This is a genomic window from Asticcacaulis sp. SL142 (assembly GCF_026625745.1).
In the GTDB taxonomy this organism is placed as follows: Bacteria; Pseudomonadota; Alphaproteobacteria; order Caulobacterales; family Caulobacteraceae; genus Asticcacaulis.
The window spans coordinates 2,314,591-2,337,352 of sequence record NZ_CP113061.1 but is presented as its reverse complement, the minus strand read 5'-3'; the positions used below and the strand labels follow the sequence as shown (position 1 = coordinate 2,337,352).

Annotated in this window: 22 protein-coding genes; 6 read left to right on the top strand and 16 right to left on the bottom strand. The window is 56.5% G+C overall.

Annotated elements, in window-relative coordinates; translation table 11 throughout:
* Nucleotides 1–38: 38 nt before the first annotated feature.
* Nucleotides 39–1,250 carry an efflux RND transporter periplasmic adaptor subunit gene (locus OVA03_RS10630; protein ID WP_267524390.1) on the bottom strand — a complete coding sequence of 404 codons (1,212 nt, stop codon included), beginning with the start codon at nucleotides 1,248–1,250 and terminating at the stop codon, nucleotides 39–41.
* 375 nt (nucleotides 1,251–1,625) lie between these two features.
* On the opposite strand from OVA03_RS10630, the gene OVA03_RS10625 reads away from it, so the two are divergent.
* A complete protein-coding gene (locus OVA03_RS10625) occupies nucleotides 1,626–2,393 on the top strand; it encodes a TetR/AcrR family transcriptional regulator (RefSeq protein WP_267524387.1) in 768 nt (255 codons plus the stop codon).
* Between the two features lie 298 nt (nucleotides 2,394–2,691).
* Here OVA03_RS10625 and OVA03_RS10620 read toward each other — a convergent pair whose 3' ends face one another.
* From OVA03_RS10620 to OVA03_RS10595, 6 genes are all read right to left on the bottom strand, one after another.
* Nucleotides 2,692–4,335: a hybrid sensor histidine kinase/response regulator gene (locus OVA03_RS10620; protein ID WP_267524385.1), complete on the bottom strand. Its 1,644-nt coding sequence runs from the start codon at nucleotides 4,333–4,335 to the stop codon at nucleotides 2,692–2,694.
* A gap of 4 nt (nucleotides 4,336–4,339) precedes the next feature.
* Complete coding sequence (locus tag OVA03_RS10615) at nucleotides 4,340–4,786, bottom strand: response regulator (protein ID WP_189485062.1); 447 nt, start codon at nucleotides 4,784–4,786, stop codon at nucleotides 4,340–4,342.
* Entirely contained in the window at nucleotides 4,783–6,666 is a 1,884-nt protein-coding gene (locus tag OVA03_RS10610) for an ATP-binding protein (protein WP_267524382.1), read from the bottom strand. The genes OVA03_RS10615 and OVA03_RS10610 overlap by 4 nt, the downstream gene beginning before the upstream one ends.
* A gap of 74 nt (nucleotides 6,667–6,740) precedes the next feature.
* On the bottom strand, nucleotides 6,741–6,869 hold the full coding sequence (locus tag OVA03_RS10605; RefSeq protein ID WP_267524381.1) for an entericidin A/B family lipoprotein: 129 nt from the start codon (nucleotides 6,867–6,869) through the stop codon (nucleotides 6,741–6,743).
* A 168-nt stretch (nucleotides 6,870–7,037) separates the two neighbouring features.
* Nucleotides 7,038–7,499, bottom strand: a complete 462-nt coding sequence (locus tag OVA03_RS10600; protein ID WP_267524380.1) for a hypothetical protein — start codon at nucleotides 7,497–7,499, stop codon at nucleotides 7,038–7,040.
* 96 nt (nucleotides 7,500–7,595) lie between these two features.
* On the bottom strand, nucleotides 7,596–7,901 hold the full coding sequence (locus OVA03_RS10595; RefSeq protein ID WP_267524379.1) for a hypothetical protein: 306 nt from the start codon (nucleotides 7,899–7,901) through the stop codon (nucleotides 7,596–7,598).
* Nucleotides 7,902–8,305: 404 nt separating this feature from the next.
* Here OVA03_RS10595 and OVA03_RS10590 point away from each other — a divergent pair, with 404 nt between their 5' ends.
* Nucleotides 8,306–8,473 carry a hypothetical protein gene (locus OVA03_RS10590; protein ID WP_189485057.1) on the top strand — a complete coding sequence of 56 codons (168 nt, stop codon included), beginning with the start codon at nucleotides 8,306–8,308 and terminating at the stop codon, nucleotides 8,471–8,473.
* A gap of 243 nt (nucleotides 8,474–8,716) precedes the next feature.
* Here the strand turns inward: OVA03_RS10590 and OVA03_RS10585 are convergent, their stop codons facing one another.
* The 3 genes from OVA03_RS10585 to OVA03_RS10575 all read right to left on the bottom strand — a co-directional run bounded on the left by OVA03_RS10585 (nucleotide 8,717) and on the right by OVA03_RS10575 (nucleotide 11,393).
* Complete coding sequence (locus OVA03_RS10585) at nucleotides 8,717–9,697, bottom strand: glutathione S-transferase family protein (protein WP_267524378.1); 981 nt, start codon at nucleotides 9,695–9,697, stop codon at nucleotides 8,717–8,719.
* Nucleotides 9,698–9,756: 59 nt separating this feature from the next.
* The gene (locus tag OVA03_RS10580; protein ID WP_267524376.1) at nucleotides 9,757–10,365 is read right to left on the bottom strand and encodes an FMN-dependent NADH-azoreductase; all 609 of its coding nucleotides are present in this window, start codon (nucleotides 10,363–10,365) and stop codon (nucleotides 9,757–9,759) included.
* Between the two features lie 161 nt (nucleotides 10,366–10,526).
* Nucleotides 10,527–11,393 carry a pirin family protein gene (locus tag OVA03_RS10575; RefSeq protein ID WP_267524374.1) on the bottom strand — a complete coding sequence of 289 codons (867 nt, stop codon included), beginning with the start codon at nucleotides 11,391–11,393 and terminating at the stop codon, nucleotides 10,527–10,529.
* A gap of 104 nt (nucleotides 11,394–11,497) precedes the next feature.
* Between OVA03_RS10575 and OVA03_RS10570 the strand changes: the two genes are divergently transcribed.
* Complete coding sequence (locus OVA03_RS10570; RefSeq protein WP_267524372.1) at nucleotides 11,498–12,403, top strand: LysR family transcriptional regulator; 906 nt, start codon at nucleotides 11,498–11,500, stop codon at nucleotides 12,401–12,403.
* Here the strand turns inward: OVA03_RS10570 and OVA03_RS10565 are convergent.
* The 3 genes from OVA03_RS10565 to OVA03_RS10555 all read right to left on the bottom strand — a co-directional run bounded on the left by OVA03_RS10565 (nucleotide 12,400) and on the right by OVA03_RS10555 (nucleotide 17,217).
* Nucleotides 12,400–13,161 carry an SDR family NAD(P)-dependent oxidoreductase gene (locus tag OVA03_RS10565; protein ID WP_267524370.1) on the bottom strand — a complete coding sequence of 254 codons (762 nt, stop codon included), beginning with the start codon at nucleotides 13,159–13,161 and terminating at the stop codon, nucleotides 12,400–12,402. The two genes, OVA03_RS10570 and OVA03_RS10565, sit on opposite strands and share 4 nt — an antisense overlap.
* A 31-nt stretch (nucleotides 13,162–13,192) precedes the next feature.
* Nucleotides 13,193–14,755, bottom strand: a complete 1,563-nt coding sequence (locus tag OVA03_RS10560; RefSeq protein WP_267524368.1) for a tetratricopeptide repeat-containing sulfotransferase family protein — start codon at nucleotides 14,753–14,755, stop codon at nucleotides 13,193–13,195.
* 65 nt (nucleotides 14,756–14,820) lie between these two features.
* Nucleotides 14,821–17,217, bottom strand: a complete 2,397-nt coding sequence (locus tag OVA03_RS10555) for a TonB-dependent receptor (RefSeq protein ID WP_267524367.1) — start codon at nucleotides 17,215–17,217, stop codon at nucleotides 14,821–14,823.
* 383 nt (nucleotides 17,218–17,600) lie between these two features.
* Between OVA03_RS10555 and OVA03_RS10550 the strand changes: the two genes are divergently transcribed.
* The 3 genes from OVA03_RS10550 to OVA03_RS10540 all read left to right on the top strand — a co-directional run bounded on the left by OVA03_RS10550 (nucleotide 17,601) and on the right by OVA03_RS10540 (nucleotide 20,376).
* Entirely contained in the window at nucleotides 17,601–18,506 is a 906-nt protein-coding gene (locus OVA03_RS10550) for a protein phosphatase 2C domain-containing protein (RefSeq protein WP_267524365.1), read from the top strand.
* Nucleotides 18,507–18,569: 63 nt separating this feature from the next.
* Nucleotides 18,570–19,628: a phospholipase D-like domain-containing protein gene (locus OVA03_RS10545; protein WP_267524364.1), complete on the top strand. Its 1,059-nt coding sequence runs from the start codon at nucleotides 18,570–18,572 to the stop codon at nucleotides 19,626–19,628.
* 1 nt (nucleotide 19,629) lies between these two features.
* Nucleotides 19,630–20,376, top strand: a complete 747-nt coding sequence (locus OVA03_RS10540; RefSeq protein ID WP_267524363.1) for an endonuclease/exonuclease/phosphatase family protein — start codon at nucleotides 19,630–19,632, stop codon at nucleotides 20,374–20,376.
* On the opposite strand, the gene OVA03_RS10535 is transcribed toward OVA03_RS10540, so the two are convergent.
* The 3 genes from OVA03_RS10535 to OVA03_RS10525 all read right to left on the bottom strand — a co-directional run bounded on the left by OVA03_RS10535 (nucleotide 20,324) and on the right by OVA03_RS10525 (nucleotide 22,563).
* Entirely contained in the window at nucleotides 20,324–20,554 is a 231-nt protein-coding gene (locus tag OVA03_RS10535; protein ID WP_267524361.1) for a copper homeostasis protein CutC, read from the bottom strand. The genes OVA03_RS10540 and OVA03_RS10535 overlap by 53 nt on opposite strands.
* Nucleotides 20,551–21,471: a BadF/BadG/BcrA/BcrD ATPase family protein gene (locus OVA03_RS10530; RefSeq protein ID WP_267524359.1), complete on the bottom strand. Its 921-nt coding sequence runs from the start codon at nucleotides 21,469–21,471 to the stop codon at nucleotides 20,551–20,553. The genes OVA03_RS10535 and OVA03_RS10530 overlap by 4 nt, the downstream gene beginning before the upstream one ends.
* Nucleotides 21,472–21,825: 354 nt before the next feature.
* Complete coding sequence (locus OVA03_RS10525; RefSeq protein ID WP_267524357.1) at nucleotides 21,826–22,563, bottom strand: GntR family transcriptional regulator; 738 nt, start codon at nucleotides 22,561–22,563, stop codon at nucleotides 21,826–21,828.
* Between the last annotated feature and the right edge of the window lie 199 nt (nucleotides 22,564–22,762).

Sequence of the window (22,762 nt, the reverse complement as noted above, 5' to 3'; positions counted from 1 at the left end):
TTCTTAGAACTCCCCCTCCAGGAGGGGGAGTTCTTGTGTTAGGCCTTGGGCTTGCCGACGTCAGTCATGGCGACGATCTGCGGGGCCACGACCGCACCGGGGCGGATGGCTTGCAGGCCGGTGACCACGATCCGTTCTCCGGCTTTCAGGCCAGAGGTGACGATCTTCAGACCATCAACCGTGGCCCCCAGCGTGACTTCGCGGTATTCGACGGCGTTATCCTTGCCGACGACCCACACGAAGCGCTTGGACTGATCGGTGCCAACTGACAGTTCGTGGATCAGCACGGCGGGCCGGGTTGAGGCTTCGCCCATGCGCACGCGCACGAACTGGCCGGGGATCAGCTTGCCATCGGCGTTGGAAAAGACCGCTCTGGCCCTGACCGTACCGCTTGAGGCATCGAACTGGTTGTCGATCAGTTGCAGCTTGCCGGTCACCGGCTCACCGCCGCCGACCTCCAGCGTTACCGGCACCCGTTCAAACGCAATGCTACCACCGGCGCCCTTAAGCTCTGACAGGGTGCGGGTGATGACCTCTTCGTTGGCGTCAAAGCTGGCATAGATCGGCGATACCGACACCAGCGACGTCAGCACAGACGACGAAGGGCCAGCCGCTACAAGGTTGCCTTGCGTGACATCAATACGCCCGACCCGGCCGGAGACCGGCGCGCGTACCTGAGTGTAGCTAAGGTTCAGGCTGGCCGACTGTAACTGGGCCGAAGCGGCGGCGAGGTTGGCCTCAGCTTCCTGAAGGTCATTCTGGCGGCTTTCGGCCTCACTGCGGGAAATAGCATTATCCGCCAGCAGGCGTTGGGCGCGGGCTTCCTCCGAGCGGGTCAGGTTCAGACGGGCGGAGGCGGCGGCAACTTGCGCCTTGGCGCGGGCGTATTCGGCGGCGTAGGGGGCGGGATCGATGGTGAACAAAAGATCGCCATGACGCACCAAAGCGCCTTCGCGGAAGTGCACCGACTTGATTTGCCCAGCAACGCGCGGGCGGATTTCGACGCGTTCAACGGCTTCTAATCGGCCGGAGAACTCTTCCCAGGCCGTGACATTGCTCTCGGTCGTGATGGCGACGCCAACCGGAATGGCCGGTGCGGCGGCAGTAGCGGTTTTGTCGGCGGCGGCGGTTGAGGATGACGCGATGATCAGGCCGCTGGTGGCGGCGCCGAGCACCAGAAGCGACGCACCGGCAACCACAAGGGTCTTGCGTCGTTCCTTATAGAACTGGGAAAAAGAGAAAGTGCGCATGTGAGTGTCCTTCGGGGAGAAAGGGGTAAAATTTTTAAGGTACGCGATCACGTAAGGCCCGCCGTCAGCGCGGGAAAGGGTCATTTTAGCTCTTGAATAACCGCGAACGTGATCTATTTATGTACTGGTTCGCAAATTAATAGACCCGGAACCGCGTTTTGTAAATAATTTTGTACTAATTCGCATAAAATTAGTTCATAACGGGTGGGTCGCCGCTCAAAATCCCGGTGCGGCATTTACGCATTGGCAATTAACACTTGATGCGGTTACACTTGGGGCAATGTCGGCAGTGGCTTGAAACACTGGCGGGCAATAATAAGATAAGGGGCGTCACGCGCGGCACAGATGTGGCTGCGTTTAGGAGTATTGGGTATCATGGTTCACTATCGTGCCGACGTCTGGTCCAAGGCATCGCCCCAATCTGATGGGATTAAGTCCGATGGAATTGAGGTTGAAGCGGAACTGGAACTGCCGGAAACGGCGGAATGTGCTGGAAAAGCCGTTGACGATGCCGCCTGTGCCTATGCCCGCGTCAGCCGTGCCCGTGGCCGTCCGCGCGCCTATGATCCGGGTGAAGTTCTGGATAAGGCGCTCAAGGTTTTCTGGCAAAAGGGCTTTGCCGCCACGTCGCTGGATGATCTGGTCGAAGCGACCGGCGTCAATCGCCCCAGCCTCTATGCCGGGTTTGGCGATAAGGAATCGCTCTATCTCAAGGCCATGCAGCGCTACCGCGCCCGCACGGACAGCCAGCTTGATGCCGTGCTGACCTGTAGCGGGCAAAATGATACGGTGCGATCAATTATCCGGCGCTATTTTGACATCATGATCGATACCTATACTGGAGAGGCCGAGCATCCGCTGGGCTGTGCGTTCATGTGTACGGCGCTGAACGAAGCGCCGCAGCACGAGAGCATCCTTGAGATGCTGCAAAACACCATTGATCAGTTTGACACCCGCTTTGAGACCTTTTTCGCTCAGGCCCGCGATATGGGGTTCATCCGTCAGGATCAGGACCCGAAGGCCCTGTCGCAGATGATTATTGGCCTGACCGCCAATCTGGGGGTGCGCGCCCGCGCCGGCGCCAGCCGCGAAATGCTTCAGGATATGGTTCGCGGGACAACGGCGTTATTGTTCGGCGCATAAGTCTTTTGCGCAGCGCACGATTGCCTGCTCATCCTGTGGCTGGGTAAGCGCCAGATCGTGCGCGCCGCCGCCTCAGAGGCGTGAGGGTATCCGGGACAGGACGGGGGAGATAGCCTGCCTAAAAGGGGATAAGACTGAAAAAGATATGGCTGAAATGTGGTTTAGCCTAATACCATCCCGCCCCGGATGGTTAATAGCAACACCTTGAAACCCGTTTGTCACTCATAATCCGATGCACATAGGTTTCATATAGTGAAACTTATGTTGCAAACTATTGCAACTCTGAGTTACGTTGCGATCAGGCCCTGACCACACCCAACTTATTTGACAATATATCGGGCAGTATGGGCTTTGAAATATAGTCGTCCATCCCGGCCTCCAGACAGCGCTCGCGGTCTCCGGCCAGAGCATGGGCGGTGACGCCAATAATGCGCTGCGGTGGCAAACCTCGCTCAGTTTCCAGCTCACGAATACGGCGGGTCGTCTCCAGCCCGTCAAGGCCATGCATCTGCACGTCCATCAGAATGGTGTAATAGGGCTTATCAGCCGCCATGATCATATCCAGCGCCTCAAGACCGGATTCCACGGCCACGGCCTTAAAGCCCATGTCCTCCAGCATCAGGGTCGCCACCATGATGTTGGGCGCATAGTCTTCAACGATCAGCACGGTTGGCATGGTATCAGCATTGACACTGCGCGCGACCGGCACGGGGGCGACCGGACGCGCAGGCGCTGCGGGTGCCGCGCGTTTCAGCTTGAGCTTAACATGAAACACCGAGCCGCGGCCTTCGTGACTATCGACTGTGATGGTGCCGCCCATAAGCTCAATCAGTGACTTGGCAATCGACAGACCAAGGCCCGATCCGCCAAAGCGCCGGGTAATGGTTTCATCAGCCTGGGTGAAGGTATCGAAAATCAGCGGCAGCTTGGAGGCTTCGATACCGATGCCGGTGTCGCGCACGCTGATGCTAAGTTCCGCCAGATCGCCGTAGACACTGCGCAGATCGGTGATGACCTCGATTTCGCCCTGATCGGTAAATTTCAGGGCATTGGACACCAGATTCATGATGATCTGTTGCAGGCGGGTGCGATCGCCTAGCAAGCCAGCGCCCTCCGTGCGATCGGTCATGACTAGCTTTAAGCCTTTGCGCGCGATGTCAGACTCAAACATCACCCGGATATCGTTGAGGATCTCACCGGGCACAAAGGCGATGGTTTCAAGGTCAATGCGGCCATCTTCGATCCGGCTGATATCCAGAAGGTCATTGATCAGTTTCAGCAGCAAATCGGCATTGGTGCGCAGGGTATCGACCATTTTTTGCTGATCACCGTTGAGCGGCGATTTGGCCAGCAAGGTCGCAAGGCCATTGACCACGTTCATCGGTGTGCGGATTTCATGGCTCATGGTCGCCAAAAACCGGCTCTTGGCCTCGGAGGCGGCTTCGGCCTTCTCCTTGGCGGCCTTTAGCTCCTCCTGCTGGTGCGCGTTTTCACGCAGCAGACGTTCCTTGGTGTAGGCCGCCAGCATGATCGCGGGCAACAGGTCGAGATAGGTCTGGTTGACGTCCTTAACCGCATAGTCAGCCGCACCGTTTTCCAGCGCCTGCAAGGCGATGCGCTCATCCCCCCCGGCCGTCAGGATCACGGCGGGCGGCACCGGGTCGAGGTCAGTAATGTGCGACAGCAGCTCAAGCCCGCTCATCCCCGGCAGATTATAATCGATCAGCAGCAGGTCGTAATCGGTCTTTTGAATCAGCGCCAAAGCCTCTTCGGCGGTTTCGACCGTCTCCACGATCAGGCCGTTGCGGGCCATACGCTTTTGCAGCAGACGCGCCAGAGCGGCATCATCTTCAACATACAAAACATGCTCAAGCGTCGCCGGCACCGCCGATCGGTTCGGGCGGCGGCCATCAGCCGATATCGTCGCGGACACTGGTTTCATTCTTTCATCCCTGATTATGGGGAACCTTAACGACATTGAGCATGAGCCCCAGCTTACGGATCGCATCCGCAAAGGCTTCATAACCCACAGGCTTGGTCATATAGACATTGCAGCCCAGAGCGTAACATTCGTCTATGTCTTTAGGGTTATCAGTCGTGGTTAAGACGATGACCGGAATGTTTTTCGTGTGCTCATCGGCCTTGAGGCGGCGCAGAATCTCAAACCCATCGATTTCCGGTAAGTTGAGATCGAGCAGGATCACTGTCTTATCGTGCTGATCCGGACGGCGCTTGTCGTTAAAGAAATAATCAAGCGCCGCCGCCCCGTTCGGGACATGGACAATCTGATTGGCCACGCCAGCGCGCTCAAGATTCTTGATGATCAGGCGGGCATGGCCTTCATCGTCTTCGATCATCACCAGCTTGAAAGGTTCGTTGAACAACTTGATCATGCCTGTTGCGCCTTTCGGACCGGCAGGGCCTGAGCGGCAGAGGCCAGGACGGTATTTGCCTCATCGGGCACATCATTGACCCCGTTGCGACGCGGCAGGCGCACAAAAAAGGTCGTGCCCACGCCAACGGCGGATTCAAACCAGATGGCGCCATCCATCTTGCGTAGGGTGGTTTTGACAAAGCTCATGCCGATGCCCAAACCCCGCACATCGGAGGTATTGCGGGCGCGGCGGAATATCTCGAAAATCTTACCCGAGTCCGCCGCATCGATCCCGCGGCCATTGTCGCGGATGTAAAAGACAAAATCGCGAGCCGTTTGCTGGCTGCCGATTTCAATCCGTCCCTTGCGCTCGACGGTGAGATATTTGACGGCATTATCAAGCAGGTTGGAGAACACCTGCTCCAGAGCCAGAGCGTCGGTCACCAGTTCCGGCAGATCATGGACGATGACCTCGGCGCCCTTGTTCTGGATTTCAAAGCTTTGCGCGCCGATGCACTTATCGATAATGGCGCGGGAATCGACCCTCTCATAGCGATGGACATAACGCCCGATCCGCGACAGGTCGAGAATTGCGGTGGTTAAGGTATCCATGCGCTCAACCCCCTTGCCGATAAAGGTCAGGGCTTCGGGGATATCGCGGTGCAGGTTGAGATCGATCTTTGACCAGTCTTCGGGTTTGATGCTGTCCTTATAGGGCGTCAGCGTGTCCGAAACCTCAGCGATCGCCATGTCCAGTTCGCGCGAGAATCCCTTAAGATTGACCAGCGGCGAGCGCAGATCGTGGGAGGTAATATAGGTGAAGGTTTCCATGTCGGCATGAAGCTGACGCAGTTCCTCCTCACGGTTTTTCTGGTCGGTAATATCGGTATGAGCGCCGACCATGGAGCGCATCCGGCCATCGTCTCCGCGCTGGGCCACCGCGCGCGACATGATCCAGCGCCAGGTGCCGTCCTTATGGTGCATACGAAAGACATTGGTATAGAGCGCCGATGGCCCTTCGCGGAAGGCCTTAAGCGTGGCCAGGGCCGCATCCTTATCGTCAGGGTGAATCAGGTCTATGGTGGCTTTGAAATCGTCCTTGATGTCCGCCTCATCATAGCCGAGCATCGACTTATATTCCGGCGACATATACATGGAATCATTGATAAAATTATATTCAAAGACGCCGTCATTGATGCCGTTCAGCACGGTTTTGAAGCGCTCTTCTGAACGCCTGTGGGCATCTTCAAAACGCTGATTGGCGACCTCCAGATTGATGATGGTCACGGTCCCGACCAGCAGGATACCGATCATCAGCACATTGCCGAGCACGATCACCGTCAGAAAATTGTTCTTCTGCGACTGAGCGGCCTTGGATTGCAGACGTAATGTAACTCCACGCCTTGCAATGCTTTGATCCAGCATCTGACGCAGTTCGTCCATCTGGGCTTTTTGGGCGTTGAGCGCCGCACTTGACGGCGATCCGGCGCCCCGGGTGCGCACGTCGGTAATCTGATCGGCCAGCAGCTTTTGATAATTATCAATGACCTTAAGCCAGCTATTGACCTCTTCGCGGGCGGCCACTTCGGGATAGGTCGTATTACGAAGATTGACGATCCAGCTTTGCAACCGCGCATAGGCCGTGAAATAGGGATCCAGAAAGGCCTCATCGCCGGTCACCATAAAGCCGCGCACACTGGTTTCCATATCGACCAGATCAATGACAATAAGGCGGCTCTGGTCGATGACCTGAGATTGATACAGCGAAAAGTCGTTGTGGGTCTGAACCTTGTTGTACTGCTTATAGAGCACAAAGCTGAACGTGACGAACGCCAGAGATATCAGGCAGAACACCGCTATGTAATAGTGTTTTCGCGCGATCGCCCAGGGCAGTTTCATAACAAGGCAGTTTCATAAGTTAGAACCAGTTTAAACGGGTGTAGCCAAAGCCACACCCGCCGTCGTCGATTGAACTATTGCTTACCGGCGTCCTGAATGACTTCGCCGGTGGCTTCGACATCCTTGCCGACGCCCTGAACCGTATTGCAAGCTGCCAGAACGGGCAGTGAGACTACGAATAACATAATGGCCAAGCGCTTCATATTAGCTCCGATTGATGTATGGGTTGATTACCCGATGCCGTAGACCCCGAAAAACGACAGTACTTAATCAGAACGTAATGTAACAATAGGCGCGCCCTCGCAAAAAATAAGGAACCCATAAGTTTGGTTAATATAAGTTTAACTGTGCTTATGGCGTTACAGTCCACCCTACAGCTTGCGGCCAGCCTTAAAGCCCTCAGTAAAGGCATGGATGACGCCTTCGGGTTTATGGTCATCGCCCGCACGCTCACTATGGCGATCCGCGCGGCCATCATTGGCGATCAGATCAATATTCTGGCGCACATTGCGCCACAGCTTGCGGGCGGCATAGAGGCTAAGGCCCACCACCGCAGCCACCACGATCGCAGCCACAAGCGTCGCCGCTAACGGCCCGTTACTGGGCGCAATCCAGATATAAAGCCCCGCAATCAGGCCGCAAAAGGCCACGCCCGCAATCAGCATCAAAAATATGCCGATCATGATCAATCCGGTCAGCGACGCCAGCAGCTTTTCAACAAACGGAGAGGCGGTTTTCAAGCGGCGGCTGACGCCAAAAACATCAATCAGCTTACCGGCCAGAGGTGCCACCACCGGCGCCAGTAACGATAATCCAGCCAGATTCCAAGCCATGCTTTAGTCCCCCAAAAAACCGAAATAAAAAAAACCGGCAATGTCACTTAAAAAATAAGCGCCATCACCGGTTTTACAAAAAATAGGTTTCGGCTATTAGCGGCGGGTCAAAAGCGCGCCCAGGATAAAGCCAACACCCAGAGCGACCATGCTGGAGCGCACCGGATTGGTTTTAATCTCGGATTCGACATTGTGGGAGACGTGGCTGACTTCGTCGACCGCCTGATCATAAATATGACGCACCTTTTGGCCGGCATCCGAAGCATAGTGCGAGACATCGTCCATAACGCTCTTGGCTTCGCGCTCAACCTTGTGCAGAGCCTCGCGGGCCGACGTCTTCACATCATTTTCGGCCAGACCTTTGGTGACACCGGCGGCGGTTTTGGTGGCTGCGGACAACATGGGTTGTGCCTCCTGAAGATGTTGAGGGAAAAGAAAGGGTTACACGTTCACGGGCCGTAAGAACCGGCTATACAGCAAACCGTAAGGTCGGGAAACCTTATGGCTTAAGAGTTCGGGGCAAGGGGGGCTGGGGTCGGGGTGAACCCTTAAGGGGTCTGCCTTTCGCCCGTTCCTGAAACCCGTGAACGTGATGATAGCAGGTTATTCAGCGCCAGTTAAGGATACCATATGGCGTGTGAGTCCGCCATGTAAAAAAGCCATAAGGGCGAGCCCGCCTGTCTGAAATTTTACACATGCGCCCCTAAGCGCCTGCCTCATACTTATGCCCATGTTGCTATGATCTGTCTTCTGCGGTGACGTAACCGGAGCCGCTGACATTTCATCCCTCATAGGAGACTTAAACCATGTCTATCAAAGGTAAGATTAAGGAAACCGCCGGTGCCGCCGAAGAAGAACTGGGCGAAGCTCTGGATAATGAGAAAATGGCTAATGATGGCCGCCGTCTGCGTAATGAAGGCCGCCTCGAAGACGGCAAGCTGCCCAAGGTCACCAAGGTCGGCTCAGAGAAATAGATCTGTTTTTTTAGATTTGTGACTTCCTCAGAAAACTTCAAAGCCCGCACATGATGCGGGCTTTTCTTTTTTATTTTTAGCCCCTTGCCGGGCGGTGGCTACGCCACCTTGGCCGCCGCCTCAGTGGCGGCTTGAGCGGAATTTTTCCATAAGTCATTCCGCTCTAAAAAAAACCGCCCCGGCCATGCGCAGCCGAAGCGGATAATAGTTGCAGGGAGGAAACCCATGAAATGGGCCTGATCTTTATGAGCCGACAGTTGAGCGATTGTGAGGCGCATACATGTCCAGAATGGGGCCATTTGGTACGATGCCGGTCGGATTGATGTTCAGGTGGCTTTGGTAATAGTGGCCCTTGATGTGCTCAAAATTGACGGTCGCGGCGATATCAGCCGTCTGGAAAATATCGCGCACATAGGCCGACAGATGAGGGGAATCGGCAATCCGGCGCAGATTGCACTTGAAATGCCCGACATAGACCGGATCAAACCGAATCAGGGTCGTGAACAGGCGGATATCGGCCTCGGTCAGAATATTGCCGACCAGATAACGCGCACGCGACAACCGATCTTCCAGCCAATCCAGACTGTCAAACAGCGGCACCACCGCATCTTCATAGGCGTCCTGCGTGGTCGCAAAACCCGCCTTATAGACCCCGTTATTGACGGTGTCATAAACGCGAGCATTGACCGCATCGATCTCAGCGCGCAGATTTTCCGGATAATAGTTCCCCGGTTTTGCGCTCAAGCCATCAAACGCCTCATTAAACATGCGGATGATTTCGGAGCTTTCATTACTGACGATGCGGTTTTGATGTTTGTCCCACAGCACCGGCACGGTCACCCGCCCGCTGTAGGTCGGGTTATCGCGCGTATAGACCTCATGCATGAACTTAGCCCCCAGCGGATCGGGCACAACGCCGGGGCCCTCAGCAAACGTCCAGCCGTCTTCGCGCATAATCCAGTGAACCACACTGACCGAAATCAGATCCTCCAGTCCTTTGAGGTGGCGCACAATCAGGGTGCGGTGCGCCCAGGGGCAGGCCAGACTGACATAGAGGTGATAGCGTCCGGCCTCGGCTGTAAATCCGCCCTCACCCGATGGGCCGGGCGCACCGTTAGCCGTTACCCAGTTACGATACTGAGCCTCGGTACGAATAAAGCGCCCGTTTGAGGCTTTGGTGTCATACCACTGATCCTGCCACTTACCGTCAACCAAAAGGCCCATATCAGACTTCCCTGTGTGAAAGCCCTCCACTCGACTGAGGGAGGGCTATATTATTGAATTTAAGCCGCCAGTTTCAGCAACTCAGCGGTCGCCGCTTCAATCGCTTCGGCCTTGAACTCCGGCCCAAAGGCGATTTTCTCAGCACGCACCACGGTCACATCAGTGATGCCGATAAAGCCGAGCATAGTCTTGATGTGACCTTCCTGAAAATCGATTGCCGCTAGCGGGCCTTCGGAATAGAGACCGCCACGGGCCAGAACGATAATTGCCTTCTTGCCTTTCAGCAGACCTTCCGGGCCGGCCGCAGTGTAGCGGAATGTGCGACCGGCACGCAGGACATAATCAAACCACGTCTTGAGTAAGGCCGAAATACCGAAATTATACATTGGCGATCCGATAACCAGAAGGTCAGCGGCTTCGAGTTCAGCAATCAGAGCATCCGAGGTCTGCGACAGTTCGATCTCGGCAGGATTTTCACCGGCGGTTCCGGCAAAACCGGCGATATTTAGGCTCGACAACGGCGCCAGCGGGGCCTTGCCGAAATCATGTTCGGTAAAGGTAGCCAGCGGATTAACGGCGGCATATTTGGCCTTAAACGCGTCGGTTAATTGTGCGGAAACCGAGCCGTCACCGGTGGCGGCGGAATTGATGATCAGGACTTTAGACATGATAAATCTCCTTAAAAGGTTGGAAACCGTAATAGTTACGGTTATCTATTTGGGCCTGATGCGGGCGTTAGATGCGCACGCATCAGAGAGGTTGTGAGGGCCTCAAAGCCCCTCCCGCATAGTTAGCGGCTCTGCGGGAGGGGCATTTGCATCAGGGCGTACTAAAATTTGCCGCTCTGATAATCGGCAAAGGCCTGATGGATTTCCTGCGGCGTGTTCATGACGAACGGGCCGTGGCGGGCGATGGGCTCTTTCAGCGGCACACCCGTCACCACCAAGGCGCGCGCACCGTCAGAGCCTGCGGTTAGCACCAGCGACTGACCGGCCGTCAAAACCGCCGCCTGTCCTTTGGTGACCACCGTGTGGTCAATCTCAACCGCGCCGTCGAACACATAGACAAAGCCATCGTGACCGGTCGGCACCGGCAGACCGATATCGCCATCAGCCTTCAGCGTGACGTCGACGATAAATGGCTGCGTGGTCGGGGAGGCTATCGGGCCTTTCAGGTGGCGATACTCACCGGCAATGACCTTGAGGTGGGCATCGTCATAGGTGATCTCAGGGATAGTCGCCGCCGGAATATCCTGATACTTGGGATCAAGCATCTTTTCCTTGGCGGGCAGGTTAAGCCAGAGCTGAAAGCCCTGCATCAGGCCATCTTCCTGCTCAGGCATTTCCGAATGAACCAAACCGCGCGCGGTCGTCATCCACTGCACATCACCGGGGCCGAGCAGGCCTTCGTTGCCTTTTGAGTCCTTATGGCGCATCCGTCCAGCCAGCATATAGGTGATGGTCTCGAAACCACGATGGGGATGATCCGGGAAACCGGCAATATAGGCCGAGGGATCGTCAGAGCGGAACTCATCCATCATCAGAAACGGATCGACCGCGGGCAGGGCCTGAGTGCCGAGCACACGGTTAAGCTTGACGCCGGCGCCATCGGTAGCGGGGATGCCGCGCACCAGACGCGCAACAGACCGTGTCTTATCCGATGTGTTGTCGCGTACGATGGAATTGGTAACGGACATTTTCGTATTCCTCCTTAAAAGGTGAAATGATCTTGTGAGACGATATATAGGCCGCTATGGTCGTTGCCAGAAGATACTAAATCGGAACACTGGTGTTGCACCATATGGAACAGCTAAAAGTCGATATTGATGACCTGTCGGCCTTTTTTCTGGTTATTGAGACCGGCAGCTTTGCGCGCGCGGCTGATCGTTTAGGCACCTCAAAATCGATCATCAGCCGCCGGGTCATGCGGCTGGAGGAGACATTGGCGGCGCGATTGCTGACCCGCGGGGCCAAGGGCACGCAACCGACCGATGTCGGCCAGACCTATTATGAACGCGCCCGCGAAGCTCTGGCCCAGCTTGAGGCCGCCGGTGAAGCGGTGGCGGAGGCCGTATCCGATGTCGCAGGCCCGATCCGCCTGTCTGGCCCCTTAAGTTTCGGCGTCACCCATCTGGCGCGCGCTTTGTCGGAATTTGCCGCCGCCTATCCGCGGGTGGAACTTGATATTTCGTTCGACGATCATTCGGTCGATCTGATCGGCGGCGGTTATGATCTGGCGGTGCGCATTGGCGAACTGGCCGATTCGTCGCTGGTCGCCAAGCGTATCGGTAAGGTCCATACGGTCACGGTCGCTAGCCCGGCCTATCTGGATGCCTATGGCAGGCCTGAACATCCTGATGATCTGAGCCACCATCGTGGCATCCACTATACCAATGTCGCGCCAACCGTGAACTGGCGCTATGCCGATGGCGACGGCTTCAAAAGCTACCGCATTAACGGTATCATGCGCTCAGACAATGGCGACATGATGCTGGAGGCGGTGAAATCGGGATTAGGCATCGCGCGGCTGCCGACCTTTATCGCCAGCCGTGCCATCCAATCCGGCGAAGTTGAGGCCATATTAAAGGCCTATGAACGGCCACCGGTGCCCATGCACGCCGTTATGCCGCCGGGTAGGGCCACCACCGCCCGCGTGCGCGCTTTGGTCAGCTTTTTGAACCTGAAATTCGGCACCGAGCTGCTTTAATTTTTCGCGGGTTTGTTGCGCAGCAATTTGTAATAGAGCCGATCAGGCATGTAGCGCAACGCCTTGATCAAAACCGTCAGGCGCTTAGGGAAATTGATCTCAAACCGGTCAGACAAAAGCCCCTTCATGATCCTTGCAGACGCATCTTCGGGCGTGAGCAGGAACGGCATCTGAAAGCTGTTTTTATCGGTCAGGCGAGTTTTGACAAAGCCCGGATTGACCAGTTGCACCTTGATGCCACTGCCCGCCAGATCGAGCCGCAGATTTTCGGCCAAATGGATGATGCCTGCTTTTGATGCCCCATACCCAATAGCATTGGGCAGGCCCTTGATGCCCGCCAGCGATCCGGTCAGGACAATATGGCCGCGGCCCCGCGCCATAAAGGCGGGCAAAACCGGCTCCAAAACCCGAAACGCGCCCATGAAATTGGTGTCGGCCACCATGATCGCCGTATCCGCATCATAGCGCGTGGCCGACATCGGCTCATAGGCTCCGGCATTATAGATGACCATGTCGGGCATACCTCTGGCCTTATTGAGCGCCGCCCAGGCCAGATCAACAGAGGTTTGCTGTGTCACATCAAGCGGGTAGACGCCGTGGCCGTCGCCTTTCAGTTCGGATTTTAGCGCCTCAAGCTTGGTCTGATCCCGCGACGACAGGGATAATTTCGCGCCCGCGGCGGCCAGATCACGCGCCAGTTGCGCGCCGATACCGGTGCTGGCGCCAATCAGCCAGATATGTTGGTTTGTGAGTGACATGAACCTGATACGCGCCACCACGCCCAAAGGTTCAGATCAAACCCGATTTTTCAAGCCGATCACGCAGGGGTGACAGTTGCTCTTCATACCGCCTCCACGCACTCACCCCTTCGCGGTTGATGGGTTTGCGCACCTGAGCCGAACTGGCGGTCGCCACCGCCCCTTGGGCTTCGTGTGGCGACAGGCAGGCGTCCTCAAACGGCAGGTCGCAGGCCTTAAGCAACCGCCGGATTTCAAATTCCGGACACTCGATCAGGGTCTCAAGCTTTACGTCGATCACCCCAAACGCCTGCCAATGATCCATCAGCGTACGGTAGTGGCCATAGTGAGCGGCCAGATCATCAAGACTGTAGGACCAGCGGTGGGCATGGGCGAACAACAGTTTATAGGCCCCGAACAGCGAATCCATCGGGTCGCGTCGGACATGGATAATCAGGGCATCAGGCCAGGCCCGTAGGATCAGACCGACATAGTCATGATTGTGCGGCAGCTTATCAATCGTATGGCCCGCCCCGTTATGCAGATAAGCCGTTTCCGCATCATAATATTGCGCAAAAATTTTGGGGTCAGTGGCTGCCGCCGCCGAAATGGTGCCCGCATCCAACAGGTTGCGCCCCGGTGCCCCTGAGCCATGTTTGACGCCCAACCCGAAGGTTTGCAGTTCCCCCAGAGCCTGCACATCCGAATGGGCGGTCAGGATGCGCTCAACCAGGGTCGTGCCCGATCGCGGCAGGCCGACAATGAAAATCCGACGCGGCCGATGGTCAGTCTGTGCGGCGGCGGGCGGATACGAAATATGCGTCCGCCAGGCATCCACAATCGCGGCTTCCTCAGTGGCGTCCCACGGATAGACCTGCTGCGCGGCCTTTGCCCCGGTTTGCAGATAACCCCATGCCTGAGCAGGATCGCCCAGATCATCATGTTCCTTAAACAGCGAATAGTTCAGGCGGGCTGTGTCAATCACGCTTGTCGGTTTCAGAGCCTTGAGTCGGTCGATGTGGTGGCTATCCGCTGACCACTTTTTCAACCTCGCCAGCCCCAGATGAGCGGAAAAATGATCACCCGCCGCCACTGCCCGTTCATAGCTATATTCAGCGGCGTCCAAATCGCCCAGAAATTGCTGCACCCCACCAAGATTATACCAGTAATCGGCTACCTTGGGGTCAGAGCGCACCGCCACTTCCAGCAGCGGCACGGCATCTTCGGGCCGCCCCGCCTGCGATAAGGCCGTGCCAAGGATATTCAAACTGGCCCCATCGGTCAGGCCGCAGTTCAGGGCATCCCTCACCACTTCGCAGGTCTCACGACCCCGCCCCAGTGTCACCAGCGCCCGCGCTCTCTGCACCCAAAACCGGCCCTGCGCCGGCGTATTGGCCGGTGCGCGTCGCGCGCCTTCGGCCAGCACCTGCTCGGCCTCATTGAACGCCTGCGCCATCATGGCCGTGGTGCCCCAGATATACCAGCCATCCAGCCGATCAGGGGCCAACTCGGTCGCCTGACGCGCTGCGGCTATCGCGGTTTTCAGATCGCCCCGCCTTCGGGCGGTGGCCGCCTGCGCGATCAGATTATCGGCATGAGCATTAAGCGTCGTCATAAGCATCCATAGAAAAACCTCCTGCCATCATAGGCAGGAGGTTACTTTAAACAAACGGATTATGATCAGAACTTTTTGTTGATCGATACGCCGATGACACGCGGACGGATCGGGATAAAGAACTTACCCTGAAGGCCGTAGGTGGCCTCACCCTGCTGGGCGACATAGGCATATTCATCAAAGACATTGTTGACGAACAGCTTGACGCCGACAGTATCCATAGGCTCCCAGCCGAACGACAGATTGGTCTGGCTGAACCCTTTCAGTTCGGCATAGTCGAGGTTGGGCGATCCGTTCTTGATCGGCTCGGCCGAGGTGGTGATACCTGACGAATAGGAATAGTCGGCATGGAGCGTCATTGGCCCATAGTCACCGAACGGCAGCATATAATCCGCAGCCAGCGACACCTGCTGCTCCGGCGTACCGGGTAGGGTTGTGCCATCATAGAATTCCGACACAAAGCTGTCGTCGGATGTGTCATCGGGTGTGCCGCCATCGTCAACCGGCGTGAAGTCTTCGCTGATCTTGGCATTGGTGTAGGCATAACCAAAGCTCAGGGTCAGGGCATCGGTCGCCCTCCACAGGGTTTCCAGCTCAACACCCTTGGAATTGGCTTCACCGGCATTGGCGATGATCGGCAGATTACCCGGTGCCAAGGAAGACAACTGCACGTCCTGCCACTTGATGTTGAACAGGGCGGCATTGACCGTCAGCTTACGGTCAAACCATTGCGAGCGCACGCCGATTTCGTAGTTATCGACGGTGTCCGGTGCATACTGGCGCTGCGCGTCGATAATGCCCACAAACTGGCCGCCGCTCGGCAGCAAGTTAACCCCGCCGCGGCGGAACCCTTGTGAGAAGGTGCCGTAAACCATCACATCCGGCGTCCACTGATAGGAGGTATTCAGCTTATAGATCGTGTCTTCGACTGTCGATTTACCGACCGAATCCGAGCAATTGATCGCCGACGAATTGGGATCCTCATAAAGCGGCAAGGCAGTACATTCGGTCGATTTTTCAATCAGCTTAAAGGCCCGCGCCCCCCCGGTGACCTGCCACGCATCATTAATATGCCAAGTCAGTTCACCAAACGCCGCCCACTCGCTGTAGAGCACATCAGACTTGGCGAAATATTCCAGATCATCGGTACGCGTCGCCCCGATAAACTGGGTGAAGCCCGGCGTATATTCCGACGATGTGCCCCAGGTGCCTTCGTTGGCATAGTAGAGGCCAGCCACATAATCAAAGCTGCCGCCGTCACTGGACACCAGCCGCAGTTCCTGCACGGCGGACTCGAAATCATCAAGCTCGGTCGTGAATGAGCGGAAATCGGGATAGCTTTCGTAGCCGAAGCCTAAGCCCAACAACAGGTCGGTCTGGTCACGATGCCCAAGGCCGGTTTTTTTGGTGTAAGACGTCGAAGAAATCAAATCGGCAAAGCCCAGATCATATTTCATCTCTAAGGCGGTTAACTGATAGTGCATCGAATAGGGTTCTTCGAAGCGCAGACCGATATCGTAATCGCCCAAAACCTTACCAGCATTGGCCGCATAGTTATAAGACGGATAGGAGTGGCTGTAGCCATCGCCGGTGCCATCGGCGGGCGGCAGCAGGGCAAAACCGGGATTGCCGCCGGTGCGGCCACCGGATTTAGAATTGTCGGTATAGTAGCTTAAGGTCGCCTCGAAATTCTCAGTCGGCGTCCACAGAAGCGATGCCCGCGCCGTGGTGCGCTGTTCGAAATCGAGGTCGGTCTTGGGGCCAGTCAGAACAAACGGATAATCGGTAAAGCCTGAGTCATCAAGGTACTGCGCAGCAACCCGCACGGCTAGTTTGTCTTCGACCAGCGGCATATTGATCATGCCGTTGACTTCGTATGAGACGTCATCGGCTTCACTGATCTGGTACACCTTGCCACCGGCAGAGGCCTCAAACTTCATCTTCGGATCGGCCACGATATAGCGGATCGCCCCGCCCAATGAGCCGGAGCCATAGAGTGTGCCCTGCGGCCCGCGCAGCACTTCGACGCGTTCGATGTCGAATATCTTGGGCTGGTTGGTGACCGGCGTGTCATTGATATAGGTCGCCACCGAGCCGTTATCGCCCAGGGTTGAGGCCCGCAGCGGATCGACCGACAGGCCGCGCAGGATGATGGAGGCATCATCGCGTGAGCCGACATCGCGCACAGACAATCCCGGTATCGCGCGCGAAAGTTCAGACAGCTCGGTAATGCCCTTGGTGCTGAGGTCACTGGCCCCAATAACCGAAATATTATAGGGCACTTTTTGCACGCTGGTGGCGCGGCGGGTGGCGGTGACAATCACCTCCGTTACATCGGCGGCCGGATCTTCCTGCGCCATGGCGGGCAAGGCAGCACCCATGTTTAGCGCTGCGACCGAAGCCGTCGCCAATAAAGCCAGATGAATTCCGGCTTTCCCTGTCACTCTTTTATGTGTCGTCATAAATCTATCCCCTGAACACAACAAACCCATGCCAAACCCAGACCCATTTTGGACGCACAAACTCGCACACGCAAAAGGTTGCGCGGGATCACTGACTGCTTATGCAGCCTTGGGTTCAGCTCTTGGAGAACCCACAGGCTCACACATGTTTTTTGGCAGCGCAATATAAATATTGTTAATTAAACAATTATCAGTCTGCGGATTGTTTTTCACAAAATTCATATATTTCAGTCTTTTAACAAAACCTGCCCTGTGGCTTTTATGACGCGCTTTTGAAGTATCGAATTTTTCAACGGCGATGTGATCACGGTGACGCGCGCAGAGATTTAGGTTAAAATACCACCCGACCCCGTCTCAGGCCAACGCGTAAGGAGGCGCAGACCATGACAACCCATCTTAAAATCCTGTCCGAAGGTTCCTATGCCGGGAACCCGCGTAATGAAGACCGTCTGGGCTACGTCGGCGACGCGGCGTGGTTGATGGATGGGGCAACCGGACTTGGGCCCTCCAAATTCAGCGATAAGACGGACGCCGAATGGCTGGTCGGGGCGATGTCCGGCTTTCTGACCGAAACCTTTACCAACGACCCGGAAGTCGACACACTCGATGCTTTAAGCCACGCCATCGAAGCGGTCGGTGAAGGTTATAGACGTGCCACCCACAACGCCGACCTTGAAGCCTTTGCAAGGCCATCCGCCGGTTTGTCGCTGGTGCGGGTTAATGGTGAGGATGTGGAATTGTCGCATCTGGCCGATGTGAAGGCCTATGTGTTTGACAAAGTCGGCGGCTATAAGGTGTACGGTGGCGGCCCGCTGGAAGCGCTCGACAACAGCGCGTTAGAGGCCCTGCGTAAGGTGCAGGCTCAGCAGGCCGAGCCTGATCTTAAGGCCGCCCGCGAAGAGATCAATCCAGTCCTGCGGCAGAACCGCGCCCTGATGAACACACCCGATGGATACTGGGTGCTGACGCTTGATCCGGTCTGCCTTGAGGGGCTGAAAACCGAATATCTTAAGGCCGCCGATATCAGCTATATTTTGCTGGCTACCGACGGATTTTACGACCTGTGGGAAAACTATGTCATTGGCGGCCTGCACGACATTAAGCGCCGCCTGATTGCCGGAGAAGACGATACCATCATCTCTGAACTGCGCCGCATCGAGACCGACGATCCCCACGGCATCAAGCATACGCGCTTTAAGCTGCATGACGATGCGTCCTGGCTGTTGCTGGCGATCGAAGGCTTTGGCGAAAAGGCCAGATCGCGCACAGGCCCGGAACGGCGGGAGTAGCTAAAAGACTATGTGTTTTTAATCAGAGTACGGATAGGCTCAGGCGATGAAGGTTTATCCGCTATGAAGTTTTACCTGAAAAGTGCTGACGCCTGGGCCGCGATGGCGCAGGCCTGTGAACAGGCCACCACCTGCATTGATTTCGAACAGTACATCGTGCGCGACGATGAGGTCGGACAGCGCTTTTTGGGCCTTCTGGCCCGCAAAGCGCGTGAAGGGGTCAAGGTGCGCATTGTGCTGGATGCGTTCGGCAGCCGCACCCTGCTGACCAGTAAGGTGCTGGACGAAACCCGCAAATCCGGTGCCAAAGTCATATTCTATCATATGCAGAAGCCGCGTCGCTTTGTGCGGATCGGGGGCCTGTTTCCGCGAACCCACGCCAAATTGCTGCATGTCGATGATAGCGCAACCTATCTCGGCAGCATGTGCATGGCCGAGTATATGCGCCACTGGCGCGACACTATGGTCGCCCTCGAAGGCCCGGCTGCCATCGCCGCCCGACGCGATTTTGATGTACTGTGGCGCGATCTGGATGACGGGCAACTGGACGGTGATCCGGGCATCATCGGCGGCAATCGCGGCGGGGTTTATCTGGCGCAAAACCCCAAGGGCGGACAGCGGCCGCTTTATGAGGCACTGTTGGCCGCCATTATGACGGCCCGCCATTCGATCCGGCTGGCCACACCTTATTTCTTTCCGCCCAAGCGCCTGCGCCGTGCCCTCAGAGATGCGCAAGGCCGCGGGGTCAAGATCAGTCTTCTACTGTCGCAACATACCGATGTCGCCATAGCCGATCTCATCACCCATGCTCTGCTGGGGCAGTGGCGGCGGCTGGACTATGACGTGCGTCTTTATCAGCCGACGGTGCTACACGCTAAATACGCCGTAATCGACGACGATTGGGCGACCCTTGGCAGTTGCAACTTTGATCACTTAAGCCTGATCCTGAACCGCGAATGTAATCTGGTGATGCGCGATCCTGGCGATGTGGCTTTGCTGGCCGCACAGTTTGAAGAAGATTGCCGTCATGCCCTGCCCGCCGGATCAGCCACAGTCGTGAAAACACGTTGGCACAACCGGCTGATCGGGCGGCTTGGCGCCATGATCTCTCAGGCTTTGTAAGATGAAAATTCTGTTCAGCAATCTGGGTTATGCGACCGGCATCAGCGGCAGCCTGTATCACCACGTTACGCGCGTCTATCGCCACCTGTATCAGGCCCCCGCGCAGCAACGCCGGGTGCTGGCGCAGTTCCGCCAGATCATGGAGGCTGAAAAACCTGACCTGTGCTGTCTGGTCGAGGTTGACCGGGGATCACTCCATTCAGGTTTTTTTAACCAGATCAAGGCCTTGCAATGCGCCCAGTACGACACCTTTGATATTGCCGACAAATATGGTGAGGGCAGCCCGTTTTCGCGCCTGCCGTTCCACGAGGGCAAAAGCAACGGCTTTCTGGCGCGCGCAGCCTATCCGTTTTCCCGTCTCTATTTTCGCCATGGCACCAAACGCCTGATCTACCGTATCGAGATGGATACGGGTTTGACGGTGCTGTTCGCTCATTTTTCGCTCAAACCCGTCGTCCGCCAGAACCAGTTTGAAGAGATCGCCGAACTGGTCGCAGGCATTGGCGGCGAGGTCATAGTGCTGGGGGATTTCAATACGCTGGGTGGTCTGGGCGAACTCGACAGCCTGCTGGCGGGAGGTCGCTTAAGACTGCTCAACCGGCGCGATGAGGCGACCTTCACCTTTCATCAGTGGCAGCACACGCTTGATCTATGCCTCTATACCCCGGGCTTAGAGACGCGGCTTGACCTTAGCATTATTCCGCAGCCGTTTTCAGACCATGCCGGACTTTTGGTGAATATAGATTAGGCCGCTGCCCGGCGGCACGCTCAACCATGGCCGTGACGATCTCAAGCCCGTCCACGGCATAAACCGCACCGCCGACACTTAAACCCAGACACAGCTCTATCCGGTCAGCGCCACCTTCGACCGCCGCTATGAATCCGGCGGGACTATCGACACAGATTTCGTGCCAGATCGCCGTCATGACATCACCGTCTCAACATCCATGCCGTTGGGAGCCCCCTGAGCCAGCAGAATGGCCCCCTCAATGGCATCATGTTCCGGCACCGCCAACACCGACCGCGTCCAGGGCGCCAGCCACGGCGTTAAGGCATCGGCCATACCCCCGACCAGACAGATTTTCGGCGCGCCGATCTCATTAAGCCGCGCCAGATATTTCCCCAGATCCTGAGCGGCGCGCTCAACTATGCCGACAGCAATCAGATCGCCATCCGCCGCATGGGACATGATCATGGGGGCCAGGGTTCCGTAATCGCCGGGGCGCGCAACCGTCGCCCATTTGACGACATCCGACGGATGACCGCCAAAGTGGGCCATGACCGCGCGGGTAAAGGCGGTGTGCGGGGCCAGCCCGTCAAAGCCATGCAGGGCCGCGCGGATCGCTTCGCGCCCCAGCACCGCCGCCGAGGCATCGTCATTGACCTCAAACCCCCAGCCGCCAACGGCATGGCCGCGCCCGCCAACCCAGGCGTAGCCCGCCGAGCCGGTGCCGGTAATCATGATGGCGCCATCACGGCCTGAAAACGCCCCAAGACAGGCGGCATGGGCATCGGTGGCGGCATTCGCAAAGGCAAAGCGTGGGCCCGCCGCGATGGTGCGTTCACAATCGGTAGCGGTGGTAATCCCTGCCAGACCCAGGCCAAGGCTGGTGTCACTGAAAATCGCGCGCGTCAGGTGAGCCTGCGCCAAAGCCCCGTCGATGGCATCAAGGATGTGGGTCCAGATCAGATCCAGCCCCAGCCGGATATTGGCCGATCCGCCAACTCCTTCGCCCAGCAACGCTCCGTCACCGGTCAAGCCCGAAGGTGCTTCCGCGCGCAGACGTGCCCGGCATTTGGTGCCGCCACCATCAATACCAATATAGAACATAATCGGCTTCATTTTCCGGCGACCTTTCGGGTGCCTGCTTTGAAGCCCATAATAGCAAAGAACAGGATATAGAGATAGGTTGGGACTGATGTGGTTTCCATGGATTGCACAATGCCTCTTATAAGGGTCGCTATATAACCTATTTGCCGCTTTGGTATTATTTAGTAAAATTGTATAATGGTTGCCTTGTCCAGAAAATATTGGCAATTGAAGCGGCGCACATAAATCAGACCTTAAAAGCCCTTTTGATAAAGGCGTTTGCAGTGATTAAGTGTTCTTTGTGCACGGGCCTTAGATCGTGCAAGCCATGTGATCATTGTGATTGGTTTCATATTGGACATGTAACCAATGCCAACTATTTGAAACTTAAATATCATTTAGTTCCACGATGACATCGTAGACGTCACCACGATAGTAGGACTGTGTGAACTCAGCCGCACGACCGTCGGACAGGAACCCACGACGCTCGATAAACAGACCCGGATCACCGGCCCGGATACCGAGCGTTTCGGCCTGATCGCTCGTAAAGGAGATGGCGCGCAGACGCTGGAGGGCCCGAACCGGTCGATGCCCCGCCCGCTCCAGTGCCTCATACAGTGAGTTATGAACCGCCTCAATCGAGGGCAGGCAATAGCCGGGTATGGTCGAATATTCGAGCGCCATGGTCGCATCATCGGCATAGCGGATCCGGTGAAACCGATAGACCAGAGACCCCGGTGACAGGCCCAGAGACAGGGCTTCTTCCGGTGTCACGGCCCCTGCGGATTTAGACACCCAAACGCTGTGGGGCTTACGCCCGCGTGAGATCATGTCTTCGGAAAAGGACGACAGTTTGAAGAGACTTTTATCGACGCGGGTGGCCACAAACGTGCCCGCCCCTCGGCGGCGGGTCAGCAGTCCCTCAGAGACCAGGCCATCAATCGCCTTACGCACCGTAATGCGTGAAACCTCGAAATCTTCGGCCAGGTCGCGCTCCGGCGGGATGGCATCTTCGGCCAGAATAATCCGGTTTTTGATCGCTTCACGCAGCACTTTTTGCAGTTGCAGGTAAAGGGGTGCCGGATCTTCTTTGTGCAGACGTCCAACCGCCTCGATAAACGACATTCTGCGCGCTCCGCCATTCAGGGCGGTCTTTTGCGTGCCGCCAGTCTGATAGAATATCTATTATATTGGTATGCATCCGTCAAATTCAAAACGGATCGCTTAAGCGACGTATCGGGCGCGCTTAAGTTCACCTATAAATGTAGCCTAACCCCTTTAATATGTTGCTTTTGTCTTAAGGGCATTCAAATTTCAGCCAAAA

Bases quoted from the DNA above. Each gene is read 5' to 3' on its own strand.
- OVA03_RS10630 (WP_267524390.1), bottom strand. From the start codon at position 1,250: ATGCGCACTTTCTCTTTTTCCCAGTTCTATAAGGAACGACGCAAGACC.
- OVA03_RS10625 (WP_267524387.1), top strand. From the start codon at position 1,626: ATGGTTCACTATCGTGCCGACGTCTGGTCCAAGGCATCGCCCCAATCT.
- OVA03_RS10620 (WP_267524385.1), bottom strand. From the start codon at position 4,335: ATGAAACCAGTGTCCGCGACGATATCGGCTGATGGCCGCCGCCCGAAC.
- OVA03_RS10615 (WP_189485062.1), bottom strand. From the start codon at position 4,786: ATGATCAAGTTGTTCAACGAACCTTTCAAGCTGGTGATGATCGAAGAC.
- OVA03_RS10610 (WP_267524382.1), bottom strand. From the start codon at position 6,666: ATGAAACTGCCCTGGGCGATCGCGCGAAAACACTATTACATAGCGGTG.
- OVA03_RS10605 (WP_267524381.1), bottom strand. From the start codon at position 6,869: ATGAAGCGCTTGGCCATTATGTTATTCGTAGTCTCACTGCCCGTTCTG.
- OVA03_RS10600 (WP_267524380.1), bottom strand. From the start codon at position 7,499: ATGGCTTGGAATCTGGCTGGATTATCGTTACTGGCGCCGGTGGTGGCA.
- OVA03_RS10595 (WP_267524379.1), bottom strand. From the start codon at position 7,901: ATGTTGTCCGCAGCCACCAAAACCGCCGCCGGTGTCACCAAAGGTCTG.
- OVA03_RS10590 (WP_189485057.1), top strand. From the start codon at position 8,306: ATGTCTATCAAAGGTAAGATTAAGGAAACCGCCGGTGCCGCCGAAGAA.
- OVA03_RS10585 (WP_267524378.1), bottom strand. From the start codon at position 9,697: ATGGGCCTTTTGGTTGACGGTAAGTGGCAGGATCAGTGGTATGACACC.
- OVA03_RS10580 (WP_267524376.1), bottom strand. From the start codon at position 10,365: ATGTCTAAAGTCCTGATCATCAATTCCGCCGCCACCGGTGACGGCTCG.
- OVA03_RS10575 (WP_267524374.1), bottom strand. From the start codon at position 11,393: ATGTCCGTTACCAATTCCATCGTACGCGACAACACATCGGATAAGACA.
- OVA03_RS10570 (WP_267524372.1), top strand. From the start codon at position 11,498: ATGGAACAGCTAAAAGTCGATATTGATGACCTGTCGGCCTTTTTTCTG.
- OVA03_RS10565 (WP_267524370.1), bottom strand. From the start codon at position 13,161: ATGTCACTCACAAACCAACATATCTGGCTGATTGGCGCCAGCACCGGT.
- OVA03_RS10560 (WP_267524368.1), bottom strand. From the start codon at position 14,755: ATGACGACGCTTAATGCTCATGCCGATAATCTGATCGCGCAGGCGGCC.
- OVA03_RS10555 (WP_267524367.1), bottom strand. From the start codon at position 17,217: ATGACGACACATAAAAGAGTGACAGGGAAAGCCGGAATTCATCTGGCT.
- OVA03_RS10550 (WP_267524365.1), top strand. From the start codon at position 17,601: ATGACAACCCATCTTAAAATCCTGTCCGAAGGTTCCTATGCCGGGAAC.
- OVA03_RS10545 (WP_267524364.1), top strand. From the start codon at position 18,570: ATGAAGTTTTACCTGAAAAGTGCTGACGCCTGGGCCGCGATGGCGCAG.
- OVA03_RS10540 (WP_267524363.1), top strand. From the start codon at position 19,630: ATGAAAATTCTGTTCAGCAATCTGGGTTATGCGACCGGCATCAGCGGC.
- OVA03_RS10535 (WP_267524361.1), bottom strand. From the start codon at position 20,554: ATGACGGCGATCTGGCACGAAATCTGTGTCGATAGTCCCGCCGGATTC.
- OVA03_RS10530 (WP_267524359.1), bottom strand. From the start codon at position 21,471: ATGAAGCCGATTATGTTCTATATTGGTATTGATGGTGGCGGCACCAAA.
- OVA03_RS10525 (WP_267524357.1), bottom strand. From the start codon at position 22,563: ATGTCGTTTATCGAGGCGGTTGGACGTCTGCACAAAGAAGATCCGGCA.